At 74.0% G+C, this 17,869-nt stretch carries 18 protein-coding genes; 9 read left to right on the forward strand and 9 right to left on the reverse strand.

All coding sequences use genetic code 11. From position 1 onward, the window contains the following. Positions 1-40 precede the first annotated feature (40 nt). Positions 41-703, reverse strand: coding sequence for a DUF4097 family beta strand repeat-containing protein (locus tag CP977_RS19925; RefSeq protein WP_152370590.1), 663 nt, complete (start codon positions 701-703; stop codon positions 41-43). Positions 704-944: 241 nt separating this feature from the next. On the opposite strand from CP977_RS19925, the gene CP977_RS19930 reads away from it, so the two are divergent. Further along, complete coding sequence (locus CP977_RS19930; RefSeq protein ID WP_152370591.1) at positions 945-1,685, forward strand: helix-turn-helix domain-containing protein; 741 nt, start codon at positions 945-947, stop codon at positions 1,683-1,685. 108 nt (positions 1,686-1,793) lie between these two features. Here CP977_RS19930 and CP977_RS19935 read toward each other — a convergent pair whose 3' ends face one another. Continuing rightward, positions 1,794-2,144 carry a winged helix-turn-helix transcriptional regulator gene (locus tag CP977_RS19935; protein WP_062753009.1) on the reverse strand — a complete coding sequence of 117 codons (351 nt, stop codon included), beginning with the start codon at positions 2,142-2,144 and terminating at the stop codon, positions 1,794-1,796. 91 nt (positions 2,145-2,235) lie between these two features. Here CP977_RS19935 and CP977_RS19940 point away from each other — a divergent pair, with 91 nt between their 5' ends. Continuing rightward, the gene (locus CP977_RS19940) at positions 2,236-3,135 is read left to right on the forward strand and encodes an NAD(P)-dependent oxidoreductase (RefSeq protein ID WP_152370592.1); all 900 of its coding nucleotides are present in this window, start codon (positions 2,236-2,238) and stop codon (positions 3,133-3,135) included. Between the two features lie 48 nt (positions 3,136-3,183). Here the strand turns inward: CP977_RS19940 and CP977_RS19945 are convergent, their stop codons facing one another. Then, positions 3,184-3,939 carry an SIS domain-containing protein gene (locus CP977_RS19945; RefSeq protein ID WP_062753004.1) on the reverse strand — a complete coding sequence of 252 codons (756 nt, stop codon included), beginning with the start codon at positions 3,937-3,939 and terminating at the stop codon, positions 3,184-3,186. 163 nt (positions 3,940-4,102) lie between these two features. Here CP977_RS19945 and CP977_RS19950 point away from each other — a divergent pair, with 163 nt between their 5' ends. Beyond that, positions 4,103-4,792, forward strand: coding sequence for an iron-dependent transcriptional repressor DtxR (locus tag CP977_RS19950; protein WP_030208665.1), 690 nt, complete (start codon positions 4,103-4,105; stop codon positions 4,790-4,792). 81 nt (positions 4,793-4,873) lie between these two features. On the opposite strand, the gene CP977_RS19955 is transcribed toward CP977_RS19950, so the two are convergent. Continuing rightward, the gene (locus tag CP977_RS19955; RefSeq protein ID WP_062753001.1) at positions 4,874-5,638 is read right to left on the reverse strand and encodes a DUF3592 domain-containing protein; all 765 of its coding nucleotides are present in this window, start codon (positions 5,636-5,638) and stop codon (positions 4,874-4,876) included. A gap of 464 nt (positions 5,639-6,102) precedes the next feature. Here CP977_RS19955 and CP977_RS19960 point away from each other — a divergent pair, with 464 nt between their 5' ends. Then, a complete protein-coding gene (locus CP977_RS19960) occupies positions 6,103-7,113 on the forward strand; it encodes an alpha/beta fold hydrolase (protein ID WP_152370593.1) in 1,011 nt (336 codons plus the stop codon). Positions 7,114-7,290: 177 nt separating this feature from the next. After that, on the forward strand, positions 7,291-8,580 hold the full coding sequence (locus CP977_RS19965; RefSeq protein ID WP_152370594.1) for an FG-GAP-like repeat-containing protein: 1,290 nt from the start codon (positions 7,291-7,293) through the stop codon (positions 8,578-8,580). A gap of 45 nt (positions 8,581-8,625) precedes the next feature. Here CP977_RS19965 and CP977_RS19970 read toward each other — a convergent pair whose 3' ends face one another. Together CP977_RS19970 and CP977_RS19975 are read right to left on the reverse strand one after the other, a co-directional pair. Beyond that, positions 8,626-8,763, reverse strand: a complete 138-nt coding sequence (locus CP977_RS19970) for a hypothetical protein (RefSeq protein ID WP_229991409.1) — start codon at positions 8,761-8,763, stop codon at positions 8,626-8,628. 321 nt (positions 8,764-9,084) lie between these two features. Next, on the reverse strand, positions 9,085-9,501 hold the full coding sequence (locus CP977_RS19975) for a cytidine/deoxycytidylate deaminase family protein (RefSeq protein ID WP_109185588.1): 417 nt from the start codon (positions 9,499-9,501) through the stop codon (positions 9,085-9,087). A 174-nt stretch (positions 9,502-9,675) separates the two neighbouring features. Here CP977_RS19975 and CP977_RS19980 point away from each other — a divergent pair, with 174 nt between their 5' ends. Together CP977_RS19980 and CP977_RS19985 are read left to right on the forward strand one after the other, a co-directional pair. Next, on the forward strand, positions 9,676-10,233 hold the full coding sequence (locus CP977_RS19980) for a precorrin-3B C(17)-methyltransferase (protein WP_152370595.1): 558 nt from the start codon (positions 9,676-9,678) through the stop codon (positions 10,231-10,233). Positions 10,234-10,381: 148 nt separating this feature from the next. Continuing rightward, positions 10,382-11,191: a DUF6585 family protein gene (locus tag CP977_RS19985; RefSeq protein WP_152370596.1), complete on the forward strand. Its 810-nt coding sequence runs from the start codon at positions 10,382-10,384 to the stop codon at positions 11,189-11,191. Positions 11,192-11,258: 67 nt separating this feature from the next. On the opposite strand, the gene CP977_RS19990 is transcribed toward CP977_RS19985, so the two are convergent. From CP977_RS19990 to CP977_RS20000, 3 genes are all read right to left on the reverse strand, one after another. After that, the gene (locus CP977_RS19990) at positions 11,259-12,899 is read right to left on the reverse strand and encodes a transporter (protein WP_152370597.1); all 1,641 of its coding nucleotides are present in this window, start codon (positions 12,897-12,899) and stop codon (positions 11,259-11,261) included. Beyond that, complete coding sequence (locus CP977_RS19995; protein ID WP_109185118.1) at positions 12,899-13,792, reverse strand: ABC transporter ATP-binding protein; 894 nt, start codon at positions 13,790-13,792, stop codon at positions 12,899-12,901. The genes CP977_RS19990 and CP977_RS19995 overlap by 1 nt, the downstream gene beginning before the upstream one ends. Positions 13,793-13,931: 139 nt before the next feature. Then, positions 13,932-14,600 (reverse strand): bifunctional DNA primase/polymerase, encoded by a 669-nt coding sequence (locus CP977_RS20000; protein WP_062756934.1) that lies wholly within the window; start codon positions 14,598-14,600, stop codon positions 13,932-13,934. A 280-nt stretch (positions 14,601-14,880) separates the two neighbouring features. Here CP977_RS20000 and CP977_RS20005 point away from each other — a divergent pair, with 280 nt between their 5' ends. After that, complete coding sequence (locus tag CP977_RS20005; protein ID WP_062752974.1) at positions 14,881-16,263, forward strand: NsdA family TPR-like regulatory protein; 1,383 nt, start codon at positions 14,881-14,883, stop codon at positions 16,261-16,263. A gap of 134 nt (positions 16,264-16,397) precedes the next feature. Next, positions 16,398-17,861: a hypothetical protein gene (locus tag CP977_RS20010; protein ID WP_062752972.1), complete on the forward strand. Its 1,464-nt coding sequence runs from the start codon at positions 16,398-16,400 to the stop codon at positions 17,859-17,861. Positions 17,862-17,869 lie beyond the last annotated feature (8 nt).

Consider the following 17,869-nt stretch of genomic DNA (forward strand, 5'->3'; position numbering starts at 1 on the left):
TGATGCTCCTTCGGGAGTGACGCGGGAAGGGGTGGAGAGCTCAGAGGCTGCGGGCGGTGACGTCGCCCCGGGTGGTGGTCGCCCGGACGGCGAGGACGGTGGTGCCGTCGTTCTTCAGCGCGTTGACGACGCGGCCGAGGGCGGTGCCGGCGTCCAGGGAGGCGGAGACCCCGGCGGCGGCGCCGACCGTGATGTCGCCGTCCTGGGTGCGGAGGACGACCTCGCCGCGTACGGCCTCGGCGATTCGGATGGAGCCCCGCGCGGTGCCGATCTCGGCGGGGCCGTTCAGCCGGTCGACCTCGACGTCGCCGTCGGTGGCGGTGAGGCGGACGCTCGCGGCCTCGTCGATCTTGATCCGTCGGTACGCGCCGTCGAAGGAGACGTCTCCGAGGCGGCCCACGGCCCGGAACTCGGTGGCGGCCGCCTTCGCCTCGACGCGGGAGCCGCTGGGCACCCGGACCGTGACCTCGACGGACCCGGAGGAGCCGAAGCTCCGGTTGCCGGCGGGGACTTCGATCCGCAGGACGCCGTCGGCGCAAGCGACCGCCGTCTGCTCGGCGGCCTTCGCGTCGCGGCTCTTGGCGGGGTTCGCGGGGAGGACCTCGACCACGGTGTCGTCGCGGTCGGCGGCGATGACCTGGATCCGTCCGGCGGGGACGTCGAGGACGGTGGTGACGGGGGCGGGGGTGGCGAAGGTCTGCATGACGGGTGCTCCTCGTTCCGCGCCGTCTCCGACGCTTCCGTTGTTTCTGATATGGGAAAAGCTACGTTGCGTTCGAGGGTTTGGCAACGAGTTAGTTGCGAAGAAAGTGCATCGCAGCAGCTCAAGCTAGGTAAATCGTTGCACTGGGGATGGATTTAACGCAACGTCAGGCAGTGTCGGCGTTGCAATGAAGTGAAAGTGAACGCTATGCTGGGGGCCTCGGGGAACGAAGGAGGCCGTGATGCCGGGAGGCAGGCTCACTCAGCAGGACCGTCAGCAGATCGCCCTCGGGCTGGCCGAAGGCCTCGCCTACGCGGAGATCGCCAGGGGCCTGGAGCGCCCGACCTCGACGATCACGCGCGAGGTGATGCGCAACGGCGGCCCCGCCGGGTACCGGGCGGACCTCGCCCACCGCGCCACGGAGCAGCGCACCCAGCGGCGCAGGCCCGCCCCGCCGCCCGGGGGCGCCGAGCCGGCCCCCCACCAGCCGGACGGGCGCGACCCCGAGGCCGTGCGTGCGTACGAGGAGCTGTTCACCACCGTCATGATGCGGTCGGGCCTGCCCAAGATGATGTCCCGGGTGATGGTCGCCCTGCTCCTGACCGACTCCGGCAGCCTGACGGCGTCCGAACTCGCCCGGCGCCTCCAGGTCAGCCCGGCGACCGTCTCCAAGTCGATCACCTTCCTGGAGGGCCAGACCCTCATCCGCAGGGAGCGCGACGAGCGCCGCCGCGAGCGGTACGTCGTCGACGCCGACGTCTGGTACCAGTCGATGGCCGCCAGCGTCCGCTCCCTCGTCGAGCAGGGCGACCTCGCCCGGCAGGGCGTCGGCGTCCTCGTCCCCGGCACCCCGGCCGCCGTCCGCCTGGAGAACGTCGCCCGCTTCCTCGACTTCGTCGCCGAGAGCCTCGCCCGCGCCGCCGAGCAGGCCCGCGAGGTGCTCTCCACGAAGGCGGACCCGGACCGGGAGGCCGGTGACTGACGGGGCGTCACCCTCTCCTGACACCCACTTTTTTGTGGGTGCTTGCCGGTGCCCGCCGCCCGGGAGAACCTGGTGGCGGGCCCGGACGCGGAAGGAGGGAGCAGGGCCTCAGGAGGCGGTCCGCGCCTCCGCGAGCCGGTCCAGACGCCGGTGGCCCCAGTCCGACAGGGGGCCGAGCAGTCCGGACAGTTCACGTCCGGAGTCCGTCAGCGAGTAGACCGTCTTCGGCGGCAGGACGTCGTGCGCCTCGCGGTGCACGAGACCGTCCTCCACCATCTCCCGCAGCGCCTGGGACAGCACCTTCTCGCTGATCCCGGGGAGTTCGCGGCGCAGTTCGCCGGGCCGGCGCGGCCCGGACTCCAGCAGCCACAGCAGCCACGTCTTCCACTTGCCGTCGATCACGGAGATCGCGGCCGTGACACCGCAGACGTTCGTGTCCTGGGTCCGGCGGCTCGCCATGCGCGCCCCTCTCCTCGCTCGGTCACCCGCGCACTCGCACGTACTCATGCGCGTTCACGCGTACTCACTTGACCACAAAGGAAGCACACGCATGTCCTCTTCCCCCGAGCAGAACCCCTCCCGCCCCTCCGTCACGGTCCTCGGCCTCGGTCCGATGGGCCGCGCGCTGGCCGGCGCGTTCCTGGACGCCGGAGTGCGGACCACCGTGTGGAACAGGACCCCGGGCCGGGAGGGCGACCTGGTCGAGCGGGGCGCGGTCCCGGCCGCGAGCGCCGAGGAGGCGGTCGCCGCGAGCCCCCTGACGGTGATCTGCCTGGTCAACTACGACGCCACCGACTCCGTACTGCGGCGGCCGGAGGTCACGGCCGCGCTCAAGGGCCGGACGGTGGCGAACCTGAGCGCCGACACCCCGGAGCGGGCGCGCGACACCGGCCGCTGGGCGGAGGAGCACGGCATCGGGTACCTGGACGGCGCCATCATGACCCCGACCCCGAGCATCGGCACGCCCGAGGGCGTGTTCCTCCACAGCGGCCCCGAACCGCTCTACGCCGAGCACCGGCCGGTGCTCGGCGCGCTGGGCGGCTCCCACTCGCACCTGGGCGAGGACGTCGGGCGGGCCGCCGCGTACGACCTCGCGCTGCTCGACATCTTCTGGACGGCGATGTCGGGGTACGTCCACGCCCTCGCGCTCGCCCGCGCGGAGGGGGTGACGGCCCGGGAGCTCGCGCCGTTCGCGCAGGGCATCGGGGCGATCCTGCCGCCGCTGTTCCGGGAGTGGGCGGAGGACGTGGACACCCGTACGTACTCGGGCGAGGGCAACCCGGTCACCTCGGGCCTGTCGACCATGGAGCACGTCGTGCACGCCGCCGAGGGCCACGGGCTCGACGCGAGCGTCATGCGCGCCACGGCCGCCCTGGCCCGCCGCGCCGTCGACCGGGGCCACGGCGCGGACGGCTTCACCCGCGTGACGGAGCTGCTCGACCTCCGCTGAGGGGCGCCCGACCCGGCCGGGGGACGGGGGGTGGGCCTCCGCCCCCCGTCACCGCCGGTAGAAGATCCGGTCCCCGTACTCCGTCATCACGCGCCCGTTCCACTCGTGCCCGCCGTCCACGTTCCCCGAGCGCAGCAGCGGCGGCTCGATGCCGCGCCGGACCAGTTCCTCGGCGGCGGCGGCCATCGTGGCCTGCATGAGGGCGCTGGTGACGACGGTGGACGCGGGCGCGAAGGGGGCCTCGATGCCCTCGTGGGTCAGCTCGGCGTCCCCGACGGCGATCCGGGAGTCGAGGACGACGTCGCAGTGGTCCTTGAGGTACGTCCCCGAGACGTGCCGGGACTTCGTCTCCGTCGCGTACGCCACCGAGGTGACCCCGATGACGGTGAGGCCCAGCGCGCGGGCGTTCATGGCCATCTCGACGGGCAGGGCGTTGCGCCCGGAGAGGGAGATGATGATCAGGACGTCCCCGGCCTTGGCGGGGGAGGAGTCGAGGACCGCGCCCGCGAGGCCGTCGACCCGCTCCAGGGCGGAGCCGAGCGTGGCCGGCATGACGTCGACGCCGACGACGCCGGGGACGGCGAGCAGGTTCATGAGGGCCAGGCCGCCGGCCCGGTAGACGACGTCCTGTGCGGCGAGGGAGGAGTGGCCCGCGCCGAACGCGAAGAGCCGGTTGCCGCGCGCGACGGCCTCGGCGATCGCCTCTCCGGCGGCGGCGATCTCGGCGGAGTCCCCGTCGCGCACCTCCTGGAGCAGGCCGATCGCGGCGTCGAAGAACTGTCCGGCCAGCTTGCTCTCGCCCATCGCGGCGGCTCCTTCTCGTCGTGGTCGCCGATCACGGTGCGGTCTGGACCATTGCTCTGTCAATACCGCCTCCGGGGCCTCCCCGTCCCGGCGGGGCCCGGTTGTCCGCCCGATGCGTCAGAATTGGTGCCAGGGCCAGCGCACGACTCATCGAGGGGCACGTATGTCCGGACTGATCGACACCACGGAGATGTATCTCCGCACCATCCTCGAGCTCGAGGAGGAAGGCGTGGTCCCCATGCGCGCCCGGATCGCCGAGCGGCTCGACCAGAGCGGGCCGACGGTGAGCCAGACGGTGGCCCGGATGGAGCGCGACGGCCTGGTGGCCGTGGCGAGCGACCGCCATCTGGAGCTCACCGACGAGGGCCGCCGCCTCGCCACCCGCGTGATGCGCAAGCACCGCCTCGCGGAGTGTCTGCTCGTCGACGTGATCGGCCTGGAGTGGGAGCAGGTGCACGCCGAGGCCTGCCGCTGGGAGCACGTCATGAGCGAGGCCGTGGAGCGGCGGGTCCTGGAGCTGCTGCGCCACCCGACGGAGTCGCCGTACGGGAACCCGATCCCGGGCCTGGAGGAGCTGGGCGAGAAGGCGGAGGCCGAGGCCTTCCTGGACGACTCGATGGTCTCCCTGGCGGACCTGGACGCGAGCGGCGGCAAGACGGTGGTCGTGCGCCGGATCGGCGAGCCGATCCAGACGGACGCCCAGCTGATGTACACCCTGCGGCGCGCGGGCGTGCAGCCCGGCTCCGTGGTGTCCGTCTCGGAGTCCGCGGGCGGCGTCCTGGTGGGCAGCAGCGGCGAGGCCGCCGAGCTGGACCCGGAGGTCGCGGCGCACGTGTTCGTCGCGAAGCGCTGAGGTTCCGTCCGTACGGAGGTGAGGGGCGCCCGCCGGTCGGGCGCCCCTCACCGCTGCCCGGCCCCGGTCACCGCCCGGTGCTCAGAGGTACGGGGCGAGGACGCCCCACAGGCCGAGCGCGAGCAGGGCGAGCGCGCCGAGCATGCCGAAGCCGTTCTTCAGGACCACGACGACGAGCGGGGCCCGGGGCGCGTGGCGGTTCGGCCGCTGCGGGTCGTAGACGACGTGGATGTGCCGCGTCGGGCGGTTGCGCGCCTCCTGGGAGTACTCGTTGCCGTGGGTGTCGGTGAACTGGTAGTAGTCCGACTTCTTTCCGTTCGGGAAGTACTTCGCGGTGGCGACGACGGTGACGCCGCGCCGGGCGAGCACCACCCGGTCGGTGACGGTGCCGACGGCTCCGACCACGCTGCCGAGACCGATGAGCGTCCCGAACGCCGCGAAGAAGGCGATGAAGGCCATGGTGCCGCCGTGGGCGACGGCGGTCCACCAGACGTAGGCGATGTAGAGGCCGGCGAAGGCCGCGCCTCCGGCGATCAGCCACCACGTCCGCACCCCGTGCTCGTCCTCGACGGTGACGAGGGCGCTGCCGGCCGGGTCGCGTTCCTCGGGCAGGGCGGCGGTGAGGGCGTCGTGGAACAGGGTGGTGGCGGTCGCGTTGCCGCCGTGGATCCGGTGGTCCGTCCCGTCGGTCAGGGTGACCCTGAGCGTGGTGTCGTCCTCCCGGTGGACCTCCCGGACGACGGCGAGGGGGATCTCCTTGCGCCGGCTGACCGTCGTGACGACGAGCCGGTCGGGTTCGAGGACCGCGGATTCGTCCGCCTTGGCGAGTACCTGAGGTGAGAGCACGGTCCGTGGACCGACGAACGGACGATCGGGTTGTACGAAAGCGGGGCACGGATCCGCGCCGGTGCGGGCGCTCCGGGGCGACGGGCCGCCGTGCGACCCGGTTTACGTCGGAATGGCCCCGCCCGCCCCTTCGGCGTGCCACGCTGGTACGAGCCCGGGCGTGGAGGGGGTGGGGCCATGAGGGCCGCGAGCGACGCCGCCGAAAACAGAGGACCCCGGCGCCCATGGGCGCCGGGGCCTGTCCTCCCCGGTCACGACCTGGAGCCCCGAGCTCTCAAGGTCGTTCCCCTCGGACCGTTTTTCCCCGAGCGGTCCGCCTCCCGCTCAAGATCTCCCCTCGGTCGCGGGCGTCAATCCTTGAGGCTTGTCACTCGAACGAGGGGTGTTGGGTGGCAGAAGAGCATTTTCGAATGCGAGTTCGATACTCTGGCGAGGTTCGACGGAAAAGAGGGGGTGCCGGAGACATGGCGCGACGACTCGACGTCACCGGGGCCGACGGCGTCCGGCTGACGGCCTGGGACCACACGCCCGGGCCCACGGACGACGGCACCACGGGCCGGGGCGCCCCCGGCAGGAGCGTCACCGCTCAAGCGCCCGGAGGCGGCGGCACCATCGCCCTCCCCGGCATCGTCCCGCAGCCCGGCCCCGCCCAGGGCGCCGTCCCGCGCCCGGCCGGCCGCCCCGCGCCGGAGGCCCACCGGGCCCCCGCCCCCGGCGTGTTACTGCTCCACGGGCTGATGGGCCACGCCGGTCACTGGGCCCGGGCCGCGAGCCGGCTCACCGGCGGGCACCGGCTCGTCGCCCTGGACCAGCGCGGCCACGGCGGCAGCGAGAAGCCCGCCGCCGGACCGTTCACGCGCGAGGCGTACGTCGCGGACGCGGCCGCCGTCGTCGAGCAGCTCGGCCTCGGCCCCGTGACCCTGATCGGCCACTCCATGGGCGCCCTGACGGCCTGGCAGCTCGCCGCCGAGCGCCCGGACCTGGTCCGCGCCCTCGTCATCTGCGACATGCGGGCCTCCGCGCTCGGCGCGGCCTCGCAGCGCGCCTGGCAGGACTGGTTCCGGGGCTGGCCGGCGCCGTTCCCGTCCCTGGAGGCCGTCCACCGCTGGTTCGGCGACGAGGACCCCTGGGTGGAGACCCCGAACCCGGCCCGGGGCGCCTTCTTCGCCGAGGTGATGGCCGAGCACGCGGACGGCTGGCGCCCGGTGTTCGACCCGGAGCAGATGCTGACCTCCCGCGAGACCTGGGTCCACGACGCCCACTGGGACTCGCTCGCCCAGGTCCGCTGCCCGACCCTCGTCGTCCGGGGTCTGGGCGGCGAACTGGGCCGCGCGGAGGCCCAGGAGATGGTCCGGGTCCTCCCCCACGGGGAGTACGCGGAGATCCCGGACGCCGGCCACCTCCTCCACTACGAGCACCCGGACGCCTGGTGCGAGGCCGTGGAGCCCTTCCTGAACGGCGTCCTCACTCCGTAGGCACGGGGCGGGGACGCCGGACCGGGGCGGCGGCACCCCCGCCGGTATCGGAAAGATCAAGAAGGTCCCCCGCCCTCCCGGCCCGTCACCGCCGCGCGGTACCTTCCCTCCCACGGCGTGTCGAGAGGAAAGCCCGAGGGCTCGACTCCACGCCGCACCTCGAGGGGAAAACCACCTATGACTCTGCTGTCCCGCCCGCCCGCGACCGCCGGCGCGTCCGCCCGCCCGTCCGGCGGCAGGTCCAGGCTCGCCGCGCTCGCGCTCGCGGCCCTGACCACTCTCGCCACGTTCACCGCCGCCGGCCCCGCCGCCACCCCGGCCCAGGCCGCGCCGCAGGACTGCCCGCGCGGCTACCTGTGCGTGTGGCAGACCGACCACGCCACCGGCTCCATGCTCAAGATCACGTCGAACAAGCCGACGCTCGGTTCCTGGGACAACAAGATCAGCGCGGTCTCCAACCGCAGCAACTTCTACGCCTGCGCCTACAACGAGCCCAACTACAAGACCTCCGGCAACTGGACCGTCGGCTCGCGGGAGCCGGACCCCGGCGGCACCGAGTGGGGTTACTTCGGCACCCCGTCCGTCAGCTCCGTCAAGCTCGTCGCCACCGAGCGCGAGTGCTACGGCCCCGCCTACCCGGACTGGTCCGTGCGCTGGGACTCCGCGAGCCGGGGTTCCTTCGCCAACCTCGACGGCAACAACCGTTCCGACCTCCTCACCCGCGACAAGGTCGGCCGTCTGTGGTTCCTCCCCGGCGACGGCACCGGCAGGCTCGTCGGCGGCGGCTGGAACGCCATGGACGTCCTCACCCGGCACGGCGACTTCACCGGCGACGCCCGCGAGGACCTCGTCGCCCGCGAGGCGTCCACCGGCAAGCTCTGGCTCTACCCCGGCAACGGCACCGGCTCCTTCGGGGCGCGCAAGCTGATCGGCTCCGGCGGCTGGAACACCATGTCCCGCATCGTCGCCTTCGGCGACCTCACGGGAGACAGGCGCTCGGACCTCCTCGCCGTCGAGAAGTCCACGGGCAAGCTGTGGCTGTACCCGGGTACGGCCTCCGGCGCGCTCGGTGCCCGCAAGCTCTTCGGCTCCGGCGGCTGGAACACCATGGACGCCCTCACCGCCGCCGGAGACCTGACCGGCGACGGCAAGACCGACCTCATCGCCCGCGAGCCCTCCACCGGCAAGCTGTGGCGCTACGACGGCAGGACCGGCTCCATCGCCCCCCGCGTCCTGATCGGCGGCGGCTGGAACGTCATGGGCACGCTCGTCGCCGCCGGGGACTCCGAACTCGGCGACGGCCGCAACGACCTCTACGCGATCACGAACAGCCGCTTCACCGGGACCCCCGACAGCTCCTGCGTCGGGGCGAGCTGCCTGCTCACCTACGCGAACAAGGGCAACGGGACGTTCTACCCGGGGACTTGGGACAGCAGCCTCTGGTACGACATGACGGCCGTGCTCTGAGACCGTGACGCGGCCGGCCGGGGAGGTGGGGGCACCGGCCGGCGGTCAGCCGCCGTGGAGCCCCCACTCGTCGAGGCCGCCGTGGACGTGGGCTTCCCCGCACGCCGGGGCGTTCATGCCGACGGCCACGCCCCGGTACAGGGCGACGAGCGAGTCCTCGCCCCGCCAGCAGGCGTCGGTCATGCCCCGCACCTCGGGCACCGGCTCGTACCCTTCGAGGTCCAGGGACTCGACGGCCTCTCATGAAGCCTCAGCCGCGCCTCGTGGCGCTCGCTCGTCAAGCCGTCTGCTGCGGCACCTGAACGGTGATCACTCCTGAGGATCGTCTTCGAGGTGATCAAGTGGTGAGGGGCGCGCTTGCGCCGTGCCTGGCCCTGGACCCGCCCGACGTGACGGAGGGCTCCGCCCGGAAACGGACGGGGCCCTCCGTACGCCGTCACACGCCCGAGACGAACGCGGCCCAGGCCGCCGGGGAGACCTCGAAGGAGGGGGGAGGCACGCGGGTCAGCCGGCGGCGTCGAGCTGGTGGTCCGCCCAGACGTAGGTCTCGGGCAGCAGGTCGGCGATCGGGACGGTCCGCAGGCGGTCGCCCCGGCCGACGACGACCCCGAGGGACGGGAAGTAGTCGAGGAGGGCCTGCCGGCACCGCCCGCACGGCGGAACGACCCCCCGGTCGCGGTCGCCCACGGCGACGATCGTCTCCAGCTCGTAGGCGCCCTGGGCGGCGGCCGTACCGATGACGACCAGTTCGGCGCAGGGGCCGCCGGTGAAGTGGTAGGCGTTCACGGCGGTGACGATCCGGCCGTCGGCGGCGCGGGCGGCGGCGGCCACGGTGTGGTTGTCGCCCCGGCAGCGGGTGCGGGCGACGTCCTCCGCCGCCCGGACGAGTTCGTGGTCGACGGGGCGGGTCTGCGCGGTCATCTTCTCCTCCTCCGTGGGGTGCGGGGCGAGGTTGCCGCGTGCGGCGGGGGCGCGCAAGCGAGTATCGGCGACGGGCCCCGCCCCCCTCGGACCCCGATCGCCCGTCGCTACGGATCGGTCACACATTCCACGCACCGTACGGAACCCACGTGACCGGCCCGCAGGATGAGGGACATGACCCGACGTCCCTCCTCCCGCACCGCCGCGGGCACGCTGTTGTTCGCCGTCCTCGTCGCCGGCTGCGCCGACCCCTCCGACGACCCGCGCGCAAGCGCCTCCGGCGCCTCCGGCACTCCCAGTGGCGGCATGCGGTACTGCCCGAGCCCCCAGGAACCGCCGCTCGACCCGTCGGTGCCGTGCATCTCGCAGGACCCGGCCCAGAAGTACGCGGAGAACCACGCCTACCGGCAGGAGATGGAGATCGGCGAGGAGGAGCGGGCCGGGGCGCAGGGCAAGGCGGACGCGCTCGCCGAGGCCCTGAAGGGCCTGGTGGGGAAGCCGGCCGGGGAGGTCGAGGTGCGCGCGGCGGCCGCCGCCGCCCTCGGCCTCGAACCGGCCGACGTCGAGTACCGCGCGGGCACACCCGGCAAGGTCCTCAGGGACGTCGTCGTCGGCGGCGGCCGCGGCAAGGTCTGCGTCAACGGGAACATCGACTCCCAGGGCGACGCCACCGCCGAGGTCGCCGGCCGCACGATGGACGGCACCTGCCTGCCGGGCCTGGGCGGCCACTGAACCTCCCCGCACCGCGAGACCGCCGGTTCAAGGGCCTTGCAGCGCGATTTCATCGCCGGCCTGTGGGATGGAGGGGAGCGGCACCCGAGTGCGGCCTCCGGGACCCACCGCACCGCCGCGGCGACGAAAGGGTCCGGGGAAGGACGACATGACCGAATCAGGCACGGCACCGCGGCTCGGCGCGCTGCGGGCCACCTACACGGCCAGGCGCCCGCCGTGGGCCGGGTACGTGGTGGGCGGCGTCCTCCTCTTCGGCGGCGGCACGCCCCTGCTGGTCGCGCTGCTCATCGCGGGGACGGGACCGCTGCCGGTGCTGGCCTTCGCGATCGTCTACGCGGGCTACACGTGGATGCTGGTCGACCGGGTCAAGCTGGCCCGGCGCGGCAAGGGCGCGCGGCTCGACCTCCACGAGCGCGGCGCGGTGGTGACCCTCGGCGGGGGGAACGTCCACGCCTTCGACTGGGACACCGTCCTGGTCCACCAGGACGTGCTCCACTCGCGGAAGAACGGCATCACCACCTCCAGCCACGTCTACACGCTGATCGGCACGGACGGCGTGGCCTGCACCATCGGGGACAGCGGCAGGACCTCGTCCTCCCGCTACGCGGGCATCGTCACCCATGTGAAGGGGGCGGAGTTCACGGAGCCCGAGCAGTGGGGCCCGGCCATCGTGCAGGCGGTGGGCGACGCCCAGATCGGCCGCGTCCTGGAAGAGGTGGCGAACGGGCGGAGGCTCGCGTTCAACACGATCGCCCTCGGCCTGCACGGGGTGGAGCACAAGGGGCGGTCCCTTCCATGGGGCCGCGTGGGCGAACTGCGGGTGGTGAACGGCCGCTTCCACGTCAAGGAGGACGGGCGGCGGCTCCCCGCGATGGACGTCCCGGTGTCCGCGATTCCGAACTTCCCGGTCTTCTACACCGTGGCCAAGAGGCTCCACGAGGCGACGCGACGATCCTGAGGCCCGGGGCGGGCGGTGTACGACCCACCCGCCGTCGTCGGTCCGTCCGCCCCGGGGCCATCGGCTGTCAGCCCTTGCTCACCGCCGCCAGGATCTCCGGCAGCCGGTTCGCCGTGCGCGGGGCCGCCAGCCTGAGGCCCGCCCACACCAGGAGGGCGCCATAGAGGGTGCCCGCCGGGAGGAGGAGCCAGAGGAGGGCGTGGTGGCCGGCCAGGTGGAAGCAGACCGCCGCGCCGATCAGCGGAGCGCACAGCAGCGCCGCCACCAGCATGCCGCCGAAGATCGAGATCCAGGCCAGGCCCGCCTGCCCCGGGACCACGTTCTTGTACCCGCTGTCCTGCGGGATCGAGTACGGGAAGAGGGCCGAGGCCACCGCGCCCGTCCCCAGCATCGCGCCGAGCAGCCCGAACGCCAGGCCCAGGCCCTCCGGGAGGCGCCCCCAGTCGCCCAGGACGGCACACGTCAGGACCGTCACGAGGACCGTGAACGGCAGCGTCACGGCGAGCAGCGCCAGCGCCCGCGCCCGCAGCTCGGCGTACGCGTCGGCCGGGGTCGAGAGGGTCTGCGCGACCATCCAGAAAGCCGACGTGTCCTGCCCGAACTGGTTGTACATCAGCATGCCGAGCATGCCGGAGGCGAAGCACGCCCAGTAGATCGAGCCCGCGCCCTGGAGGGCGTTGAACAGCGGCACGATCAGACCGATGGCGAGCGAGGTCACCCACGCCGCCTTCGTCTTCGGGTCCCGCCACATGTACCGCAGGCTGCGCTCCATGACCGCGCCCGTCCGCCCGCCCGGCAGGAACCGGCCGAGGAACCCCGTGCCGTCCTTCCCGCGGGCGCCCGGGTCCGGGGCCGCGCCGATCGTGGAGCCGTCCGGCTCGACCATCAGGCGCACGAGGCTCCGCCGCCACCAGTGCACGAGCCCGGCGAGCGCCGCCGCCGTGAGCAGCAGCCGGGCCGCCGCCACCGCGTACGCGCCCTCGCCCGCCGCGTCCACCGCGCCGATCGCGGCGGCGGGCGGCAGCCAGCCGACGACGGCCGCCGCCGGCTCGACCGCGTCCAGCCCGCCCGGCTCGCTGAGCCGCTGGGCGGCGAAGTTCACGACCTGCATGCCGACCGCGATGACCAGACCGCTGAGCAGCGCCAGGTCCCGGCCCTTGCGGGAGGTGAGGAGCCGGATGTTGGCGGCGGCCACGGCCCGCGAGAGCGCCACGCAGGTGACCGTCACCAGGGGGACGGCGAGCACGGCGACGAGCGTCGCGGCGGCGCCGTGTGCCACGGACAGCGCCGCGCCGAACGCCAGGAGCAGCGTCAGCACGGGGCCGATGCCCACGAGCGAGGCCACGAGCAGCGCCCGGACCAGCGGGGCGGGGAGCAGCGGCAGCATCACGAGCCGCGACGGGTCGAGGGTCTCGTCGCCGCTCGGCACGAACAGCGGCATCACCGCCCACGCGAGCGCGACCACGCCGGTGAGGAGGATCGCGACGGTACCGGCGTTCTCGTGGCCCCGGACGAGGACGAAGGCCAGGAGCATGCCCGCCGCGAAGAGGACGCCGAAGACGATGGAGACGATGTACGCGGCGGTCCGCCCGCCCGACTGGCGCAGCCCGTTGCGCAGCAGCGACAGCTTGAGCCGCACGAAGACGGAGGTGAGGGAGGGGACGGGAGCGGAGGAGGCCGGTGCGGTGGAGGAGGTGACGGCACTCATCACTGCGCCCCGCCGACGGAACCCGTACCCGAGCCGTTCGCCCCGCCGCCGGCGCCCGTACCGCCCAGCCAGTCCAGCGAGTCCCCCGCCGCCGCGCGCTCGTTCGCGCCGACCAGTTCCAGGAACGCGGCCTGGAGCGAGGGCGCGTCGCCGCGGACCTCGGCCAGCGGGCCCTGGGCCCGGATCCGGCCCGCCGCCATGACGGCGACCCAGTCGCAGAGCGACTCGACCAGTTCCATGACGTGGCTGGAGAAGACGACGGTCGCGCCGGACGCGGTGTACCGCTCCAGGACGCCGCGGATGGTCTGCGCGGAGACCGGGTCGACGCCCTCGAAGGGCTCGTCGAGGAAGAGGACCTCGGGGTTGTGCAGGAGCGCCGCCGCCAGGCCGATCTTCTTCCGCATGCCGGTCGAGTAGTCCACGACCAGCTTGTGCTGCGAGCCGGTCAGGCCGAGGACGTCGAGGAGTTGGGCGGCGCGCTTGTCGACCTCGTCGCCCGGGAGCCCCCGCAACCGGCCGCTGTACGCGAGGAGTTCGCGGCCCGAGAGGCGCTCGAAGAGGCGCAGGCCCTCCGGCAGGACGCCGATGCGGGACTTGACCCGGGCGACGGACTCGGGGTCGGCCCACACGTCGTCCCCGGCGACCAGGATGCGCCCGTGGTCGGGCCGCAGCAGGCCGGTGATCATGGAGAGCGTGGTGGTCTTGCCCGCTCCGTTGGGCCCCACGAGCCCGATGAACTTGCCGGCGGGCAGCGCGAGATCGATCCCGTGCACCGCGATCTGCTGCCCGAAGCGCTTCCACAGCCCCTCGACCCGCACGGCGGGCGCGGCACCGCCCTCCGGCCCGCCCCCCGCCTTCTCGAACGTTCCCCCGAATGCCGCCTGGTCAGGCATGCTCCGTCAACCCCTCGGTCGTCCCCGTGCTTACGGCCACCACCCTAAGCGCCGGTCCCGAGGGCGGACCCGGGCGTACGCCGGACGGCCCGCCGCCCCGTGGGATCCACGGGGCGGCGGGCCGTCCGGAGGCGCCGGGTCAGGAGGCCCGGGACGTCCTCGCGTCCGCCGCCTCGCGTCCGCACGCGTACGCCAGGGCGCTGATCAGCTCCTCCGCGTCGGGGAGCCAGCGGTTCGCCGGGGTGGGACGGCGGGCCCACTGCACGGCGCCCCGGCCGCCGATCCGGGTCGGCGGGGCCGCCACGTAGTGCCCCTCGCCGCGCGTGACGAGGTCGAGGGAGGACGGGACCCAGCCCAGCTTGCGGACGAGGTCCGGGACCTTGGTCGCGGCGCCCGGCAGGACGAAGAAGTACATCCGGCGCTCCGGGGAGCAGGTCACCGGGCCGAGCGTCAGCTCCATCCGCTCCATGCGGGCGAGCGCGAGGAACCCGGCCGACTCGGACACCTCGATCGCGTCGAAGGTGCGCCCGGTCGGCAGCAGGATCGAGGACTTCGGCTGCTTCGACCACATCCGCCGGGCGCCGACCCCGCTTCCGGTCGCCTGGGTCGACCAGTCGGGCCGGGACGCGTGGCCGCCCGGCAGCGCGCAGTCGTCCGCGCCGCAGGAGCAGCGCTCCCGACCCTCGGCGGCTTCCAGCCAGGTCCCCGGGACCACGTCCCAGTGCCGCTCTTCCGCGTACCGCACGGCGCTGTCCAGCAGCTGCTCGCTCCGCTGCTCGGGGACCCGCGCGGCCTCCGTGACTCCCATGGTCTCTTCCACGCTGAGCACAACTCCCCGCACCACCCGGGGTTACGGGCGGGGCGGAGAAGCGGGGCGGCGCAACGATTCCGCACGCGGGGCGCACCGGTGCACGGGCGGGGGCGCGCGGAGGGCCGGGGCGCGGGGGCGGGTACGCAGAGGTGGGGGCGCCGGCGGGGCTCGCGGCCGACGTGTCCGCTTTCGCGCGTTCGCATCGGCATTGACCGGATATCCACCGGGCAGTGATCCCTTCTCCACCGATCACCCGCACGGTCTCAGGGGGTACTTCATGGCAGCCAGGCCACTCGTTCCGCGTCAGGTCAACGAACGGCTCCAGGCGCTCATCCAGGAGGCGGGCTGCTCCAACGCCGGCCTCGCCCGCAGGGTCAACACGGTCGGCGCGGAGCGCGGCCTCGACCTGCGGTACGACAAGACGTCCGTGGCGCGCTGGCTGCGCGGGCAGCAGCCGCGCGGCCGGGCGCCCGGGGCCATCGCGGAGGCGCTGAGCCGCAAGCTGGGCCGCACGGTCACCATCGACGAGGTCGGCATGGCCAACGGCCGGAACCTCGCCGCCGGGGTGGGCCTCCAGTTCGCGCCGACCGTCCCCGGGGCCGTCGAGCAGGTCTGCGAGCTGTGGCGCAGCGACGTGGGGCGCCGGGAGTTCCTGTCCGGGTCCACGGTGGCGGCCTCCGCCCTGGTCGAGCCCAGCCGGGACTGGCTGATCACGGCGCCGGACGCGCACGTGGCCCGGACGGCGGGGGCCCGCGTCGGGGTCGCGGACGTGGCGGCCGTACGGGAGACGACGGCCGCGCTGGTCGACCTCGACCGGCGGTTCGGCAGCGGGCACGTGCGCCCGGTGGTGGTGCACTACCTGGACAGCGTGGTCTCGGGGATGCTGTCCGGCTCGTACCGGGAGGCGGTGGGCAGACAGCTCTTCGCGGCGGCCGCCCGGCTGACCGAGCTCGCCGGGTACATGGCGGTGGACACCGGCGAACCGGGCCTGGCCCAGCGGTACTACATCCAGGCGCTGCGGCTCGCGCAGGCGGCCGGGGACCGGGGCTACGGCGGTTACGTGCTCGCCGCCTCGATGAGCCACCTCGCCGCGCAGCTCGGAAACCCCCGGGAGATCGCCCAGTTGGCGCGGGCGGCGCAGGAGGGGGCGCGCGGGAAGGTGCCGCCGCGCGCGGAGGCGATGTTCCTCGCGGCCGAAGCGCGCGGGCACGCCCTGATGGGCGACGTCCGGGCCTTCGAGGAGGCGGCGGGCGGCGCCGTGCGGGCCCTGGAGCGGGCCGATCCGGAGGCGGGCGACGAGCCGGTGTGGATCACCCACTTCGACCACGCGTACCTGGCGGACGAACTGGCCCACTGCTACCGGGACCTGGGCCGCGCGGAGGCGGCGGCGCGGGCGGCCGAGGAGTCGGTCGCCGGGCATCCGGAGACGCGGGCGCGGCGGCGGGCGATCGGCCTCGCCCTGCTCGCGGCGGCGCAGATCCAGCAGCGGGAGGTGGAGCAGGCCTGCCGCACGGGCACGCGGGCGCTCGAACTCCTGGGCACGCTGCGGTCGTCGCGCGGCATGGAGTACCTGGACGACCTGAGGGACCGCCTGGAGCCGTTCTCGGGGGAGCCCGCGGTACGGGAGTTCGGGGTGCGGATGGAGCTGTACGCGGTCTGAGTCCGCCCGGAGGGAGCGGTACGGGCCGGTCGCGTGAACCAGTTGTGTAACCGGCCTCACACGTGTGTGCGGAGCCCCGGGCCCAGCCGGTAGCGTGAACCGACGATTCCGTAGGTCCATCAGTAGGAGTCCCGGTGACGCAGAACGGACAGGGTCCGGAGCCGCAGTACCCGGCGGTGCCCCCCGCGCACGACGGTGCCCACGGGGGAGCACGGCCGTGGGACGGCGGCTGGGCCCCCGCCGGCGGTCAGCCGGGCGGACAGCCGCTGCCGCCCGCGCAGCCGCTGCCCCCGGAGGCGACACCGGGCGCCGCCGACATGCAGTCCACGCAGTACCTGCCGCCGATACCCCCGCAGCCCGGCTACGGCTACCCGGGCCCGGGGCCCGCCGGCGACATGCAGGCGACCCAGCACATCGCGCCGGTGCCGGGCGCGATGCCGCCGGCCCAGGCGCAGCGGCCGGGGTACGGCTACCCGCCGCCGGCCCGGGCGCAGACCTCGCAGCCGGGCTACGGCTACCCGCCGCCCCAGGCGCAGTCCCAGCAGCCCGGCTACGGCTACCCGCACCCGGCCGCCCCCGCCGCCGACATGCAGGCCACCCAGCACATCGCGCCGGTGCCGCCGCAGCGGGGCGGCGGGGACTCCACCCAGTTCCTGGGCACGGGACCGCTGGCGCACCAGGGCGGACCCGGCCAGGGCGGGCCCGGTCAGGCCGGGGCCTCCGACGCGACCCGGCACATCGCCCCCGTCCCCCCGGCCGCGCCCGGCGAGCGGCAGCCGCCCGCCGAGTTCGACAACCTCTTCCGCACGGAGGCGCCCCGGGCCCCGCAGCAGCCGCAGCCCCCGCAGGGCTACCGGACGCCGCCCCCGGCCCCCGCCCCGTACCAGCAGCAGCCGCCGCAGCCCCCGCAGCAGGGGTACGGATACGAGGACGCCTACTACGACGACGAGCCCGCGCCGCGCCGCAAGTCACCGGTCGCCCTGATCGCCGCCGTCGTCGTCGGCTGCGCGGTCGTCGGCCTCGGCGCCGGGGCGCTGCTCAGCGGCGAGGACGAGAAGAAGGAGCCCGAGAAGAGCGGCGCGACCGTGGCGGCGACCTCCTCCGCGTCCCCCGCCGAGCAGCCGACGGAGAAGGCGGCCGACCCGGCGGAGACGCAGGCGCGGGAGCTGAGCAAGCTCCTCGCGACCAGCAGCGACAGCCGCGACACGGTGATCAGCTCGGTCGAGTCCATCAAGCAGTGCAAGAACCTGGACAAGGCGGCCGCGGATCTGCGGGGCGCCGCCGCGCAGCGACGGGGCCTGGTCACGAAGCTCCAGTCACTGTCGGTCGACAGGCTTCCGGACCACGACAGGTTGGCCGCCGCGCTCGCCGAGGCGTGGAACGCCTCGGCGTCCGCCGACGACTATTACGCCGCCTGGGCCGTCCAGGTGAAGGAGAAGAAGGCCTGCAAGGACGGGAAGGCCCGGTCGACCAAGGAGCTCTCCGTGGCGAACACGAAGAGCGGTGAGGCCACCAGGGCCAAGCGCAGGGCGGCCGGGCTGTGGAACCCGACCGCCGACAAGTACGGACTGGAGAGGCGGGAGCCCACCCAGCTCTAGGGCCCGCC

Origin of the sequence: Streptomyces cinereoruber, assembly GCF_009299385.1 — a bacterium.
Classification (GTDB): domain Bacteria; phylum Actinomycetota; class Actinomycetes; order Streptomycetales; family Streptomycetaceae; genus Streptomyces; species Streptomyces bikiniensis.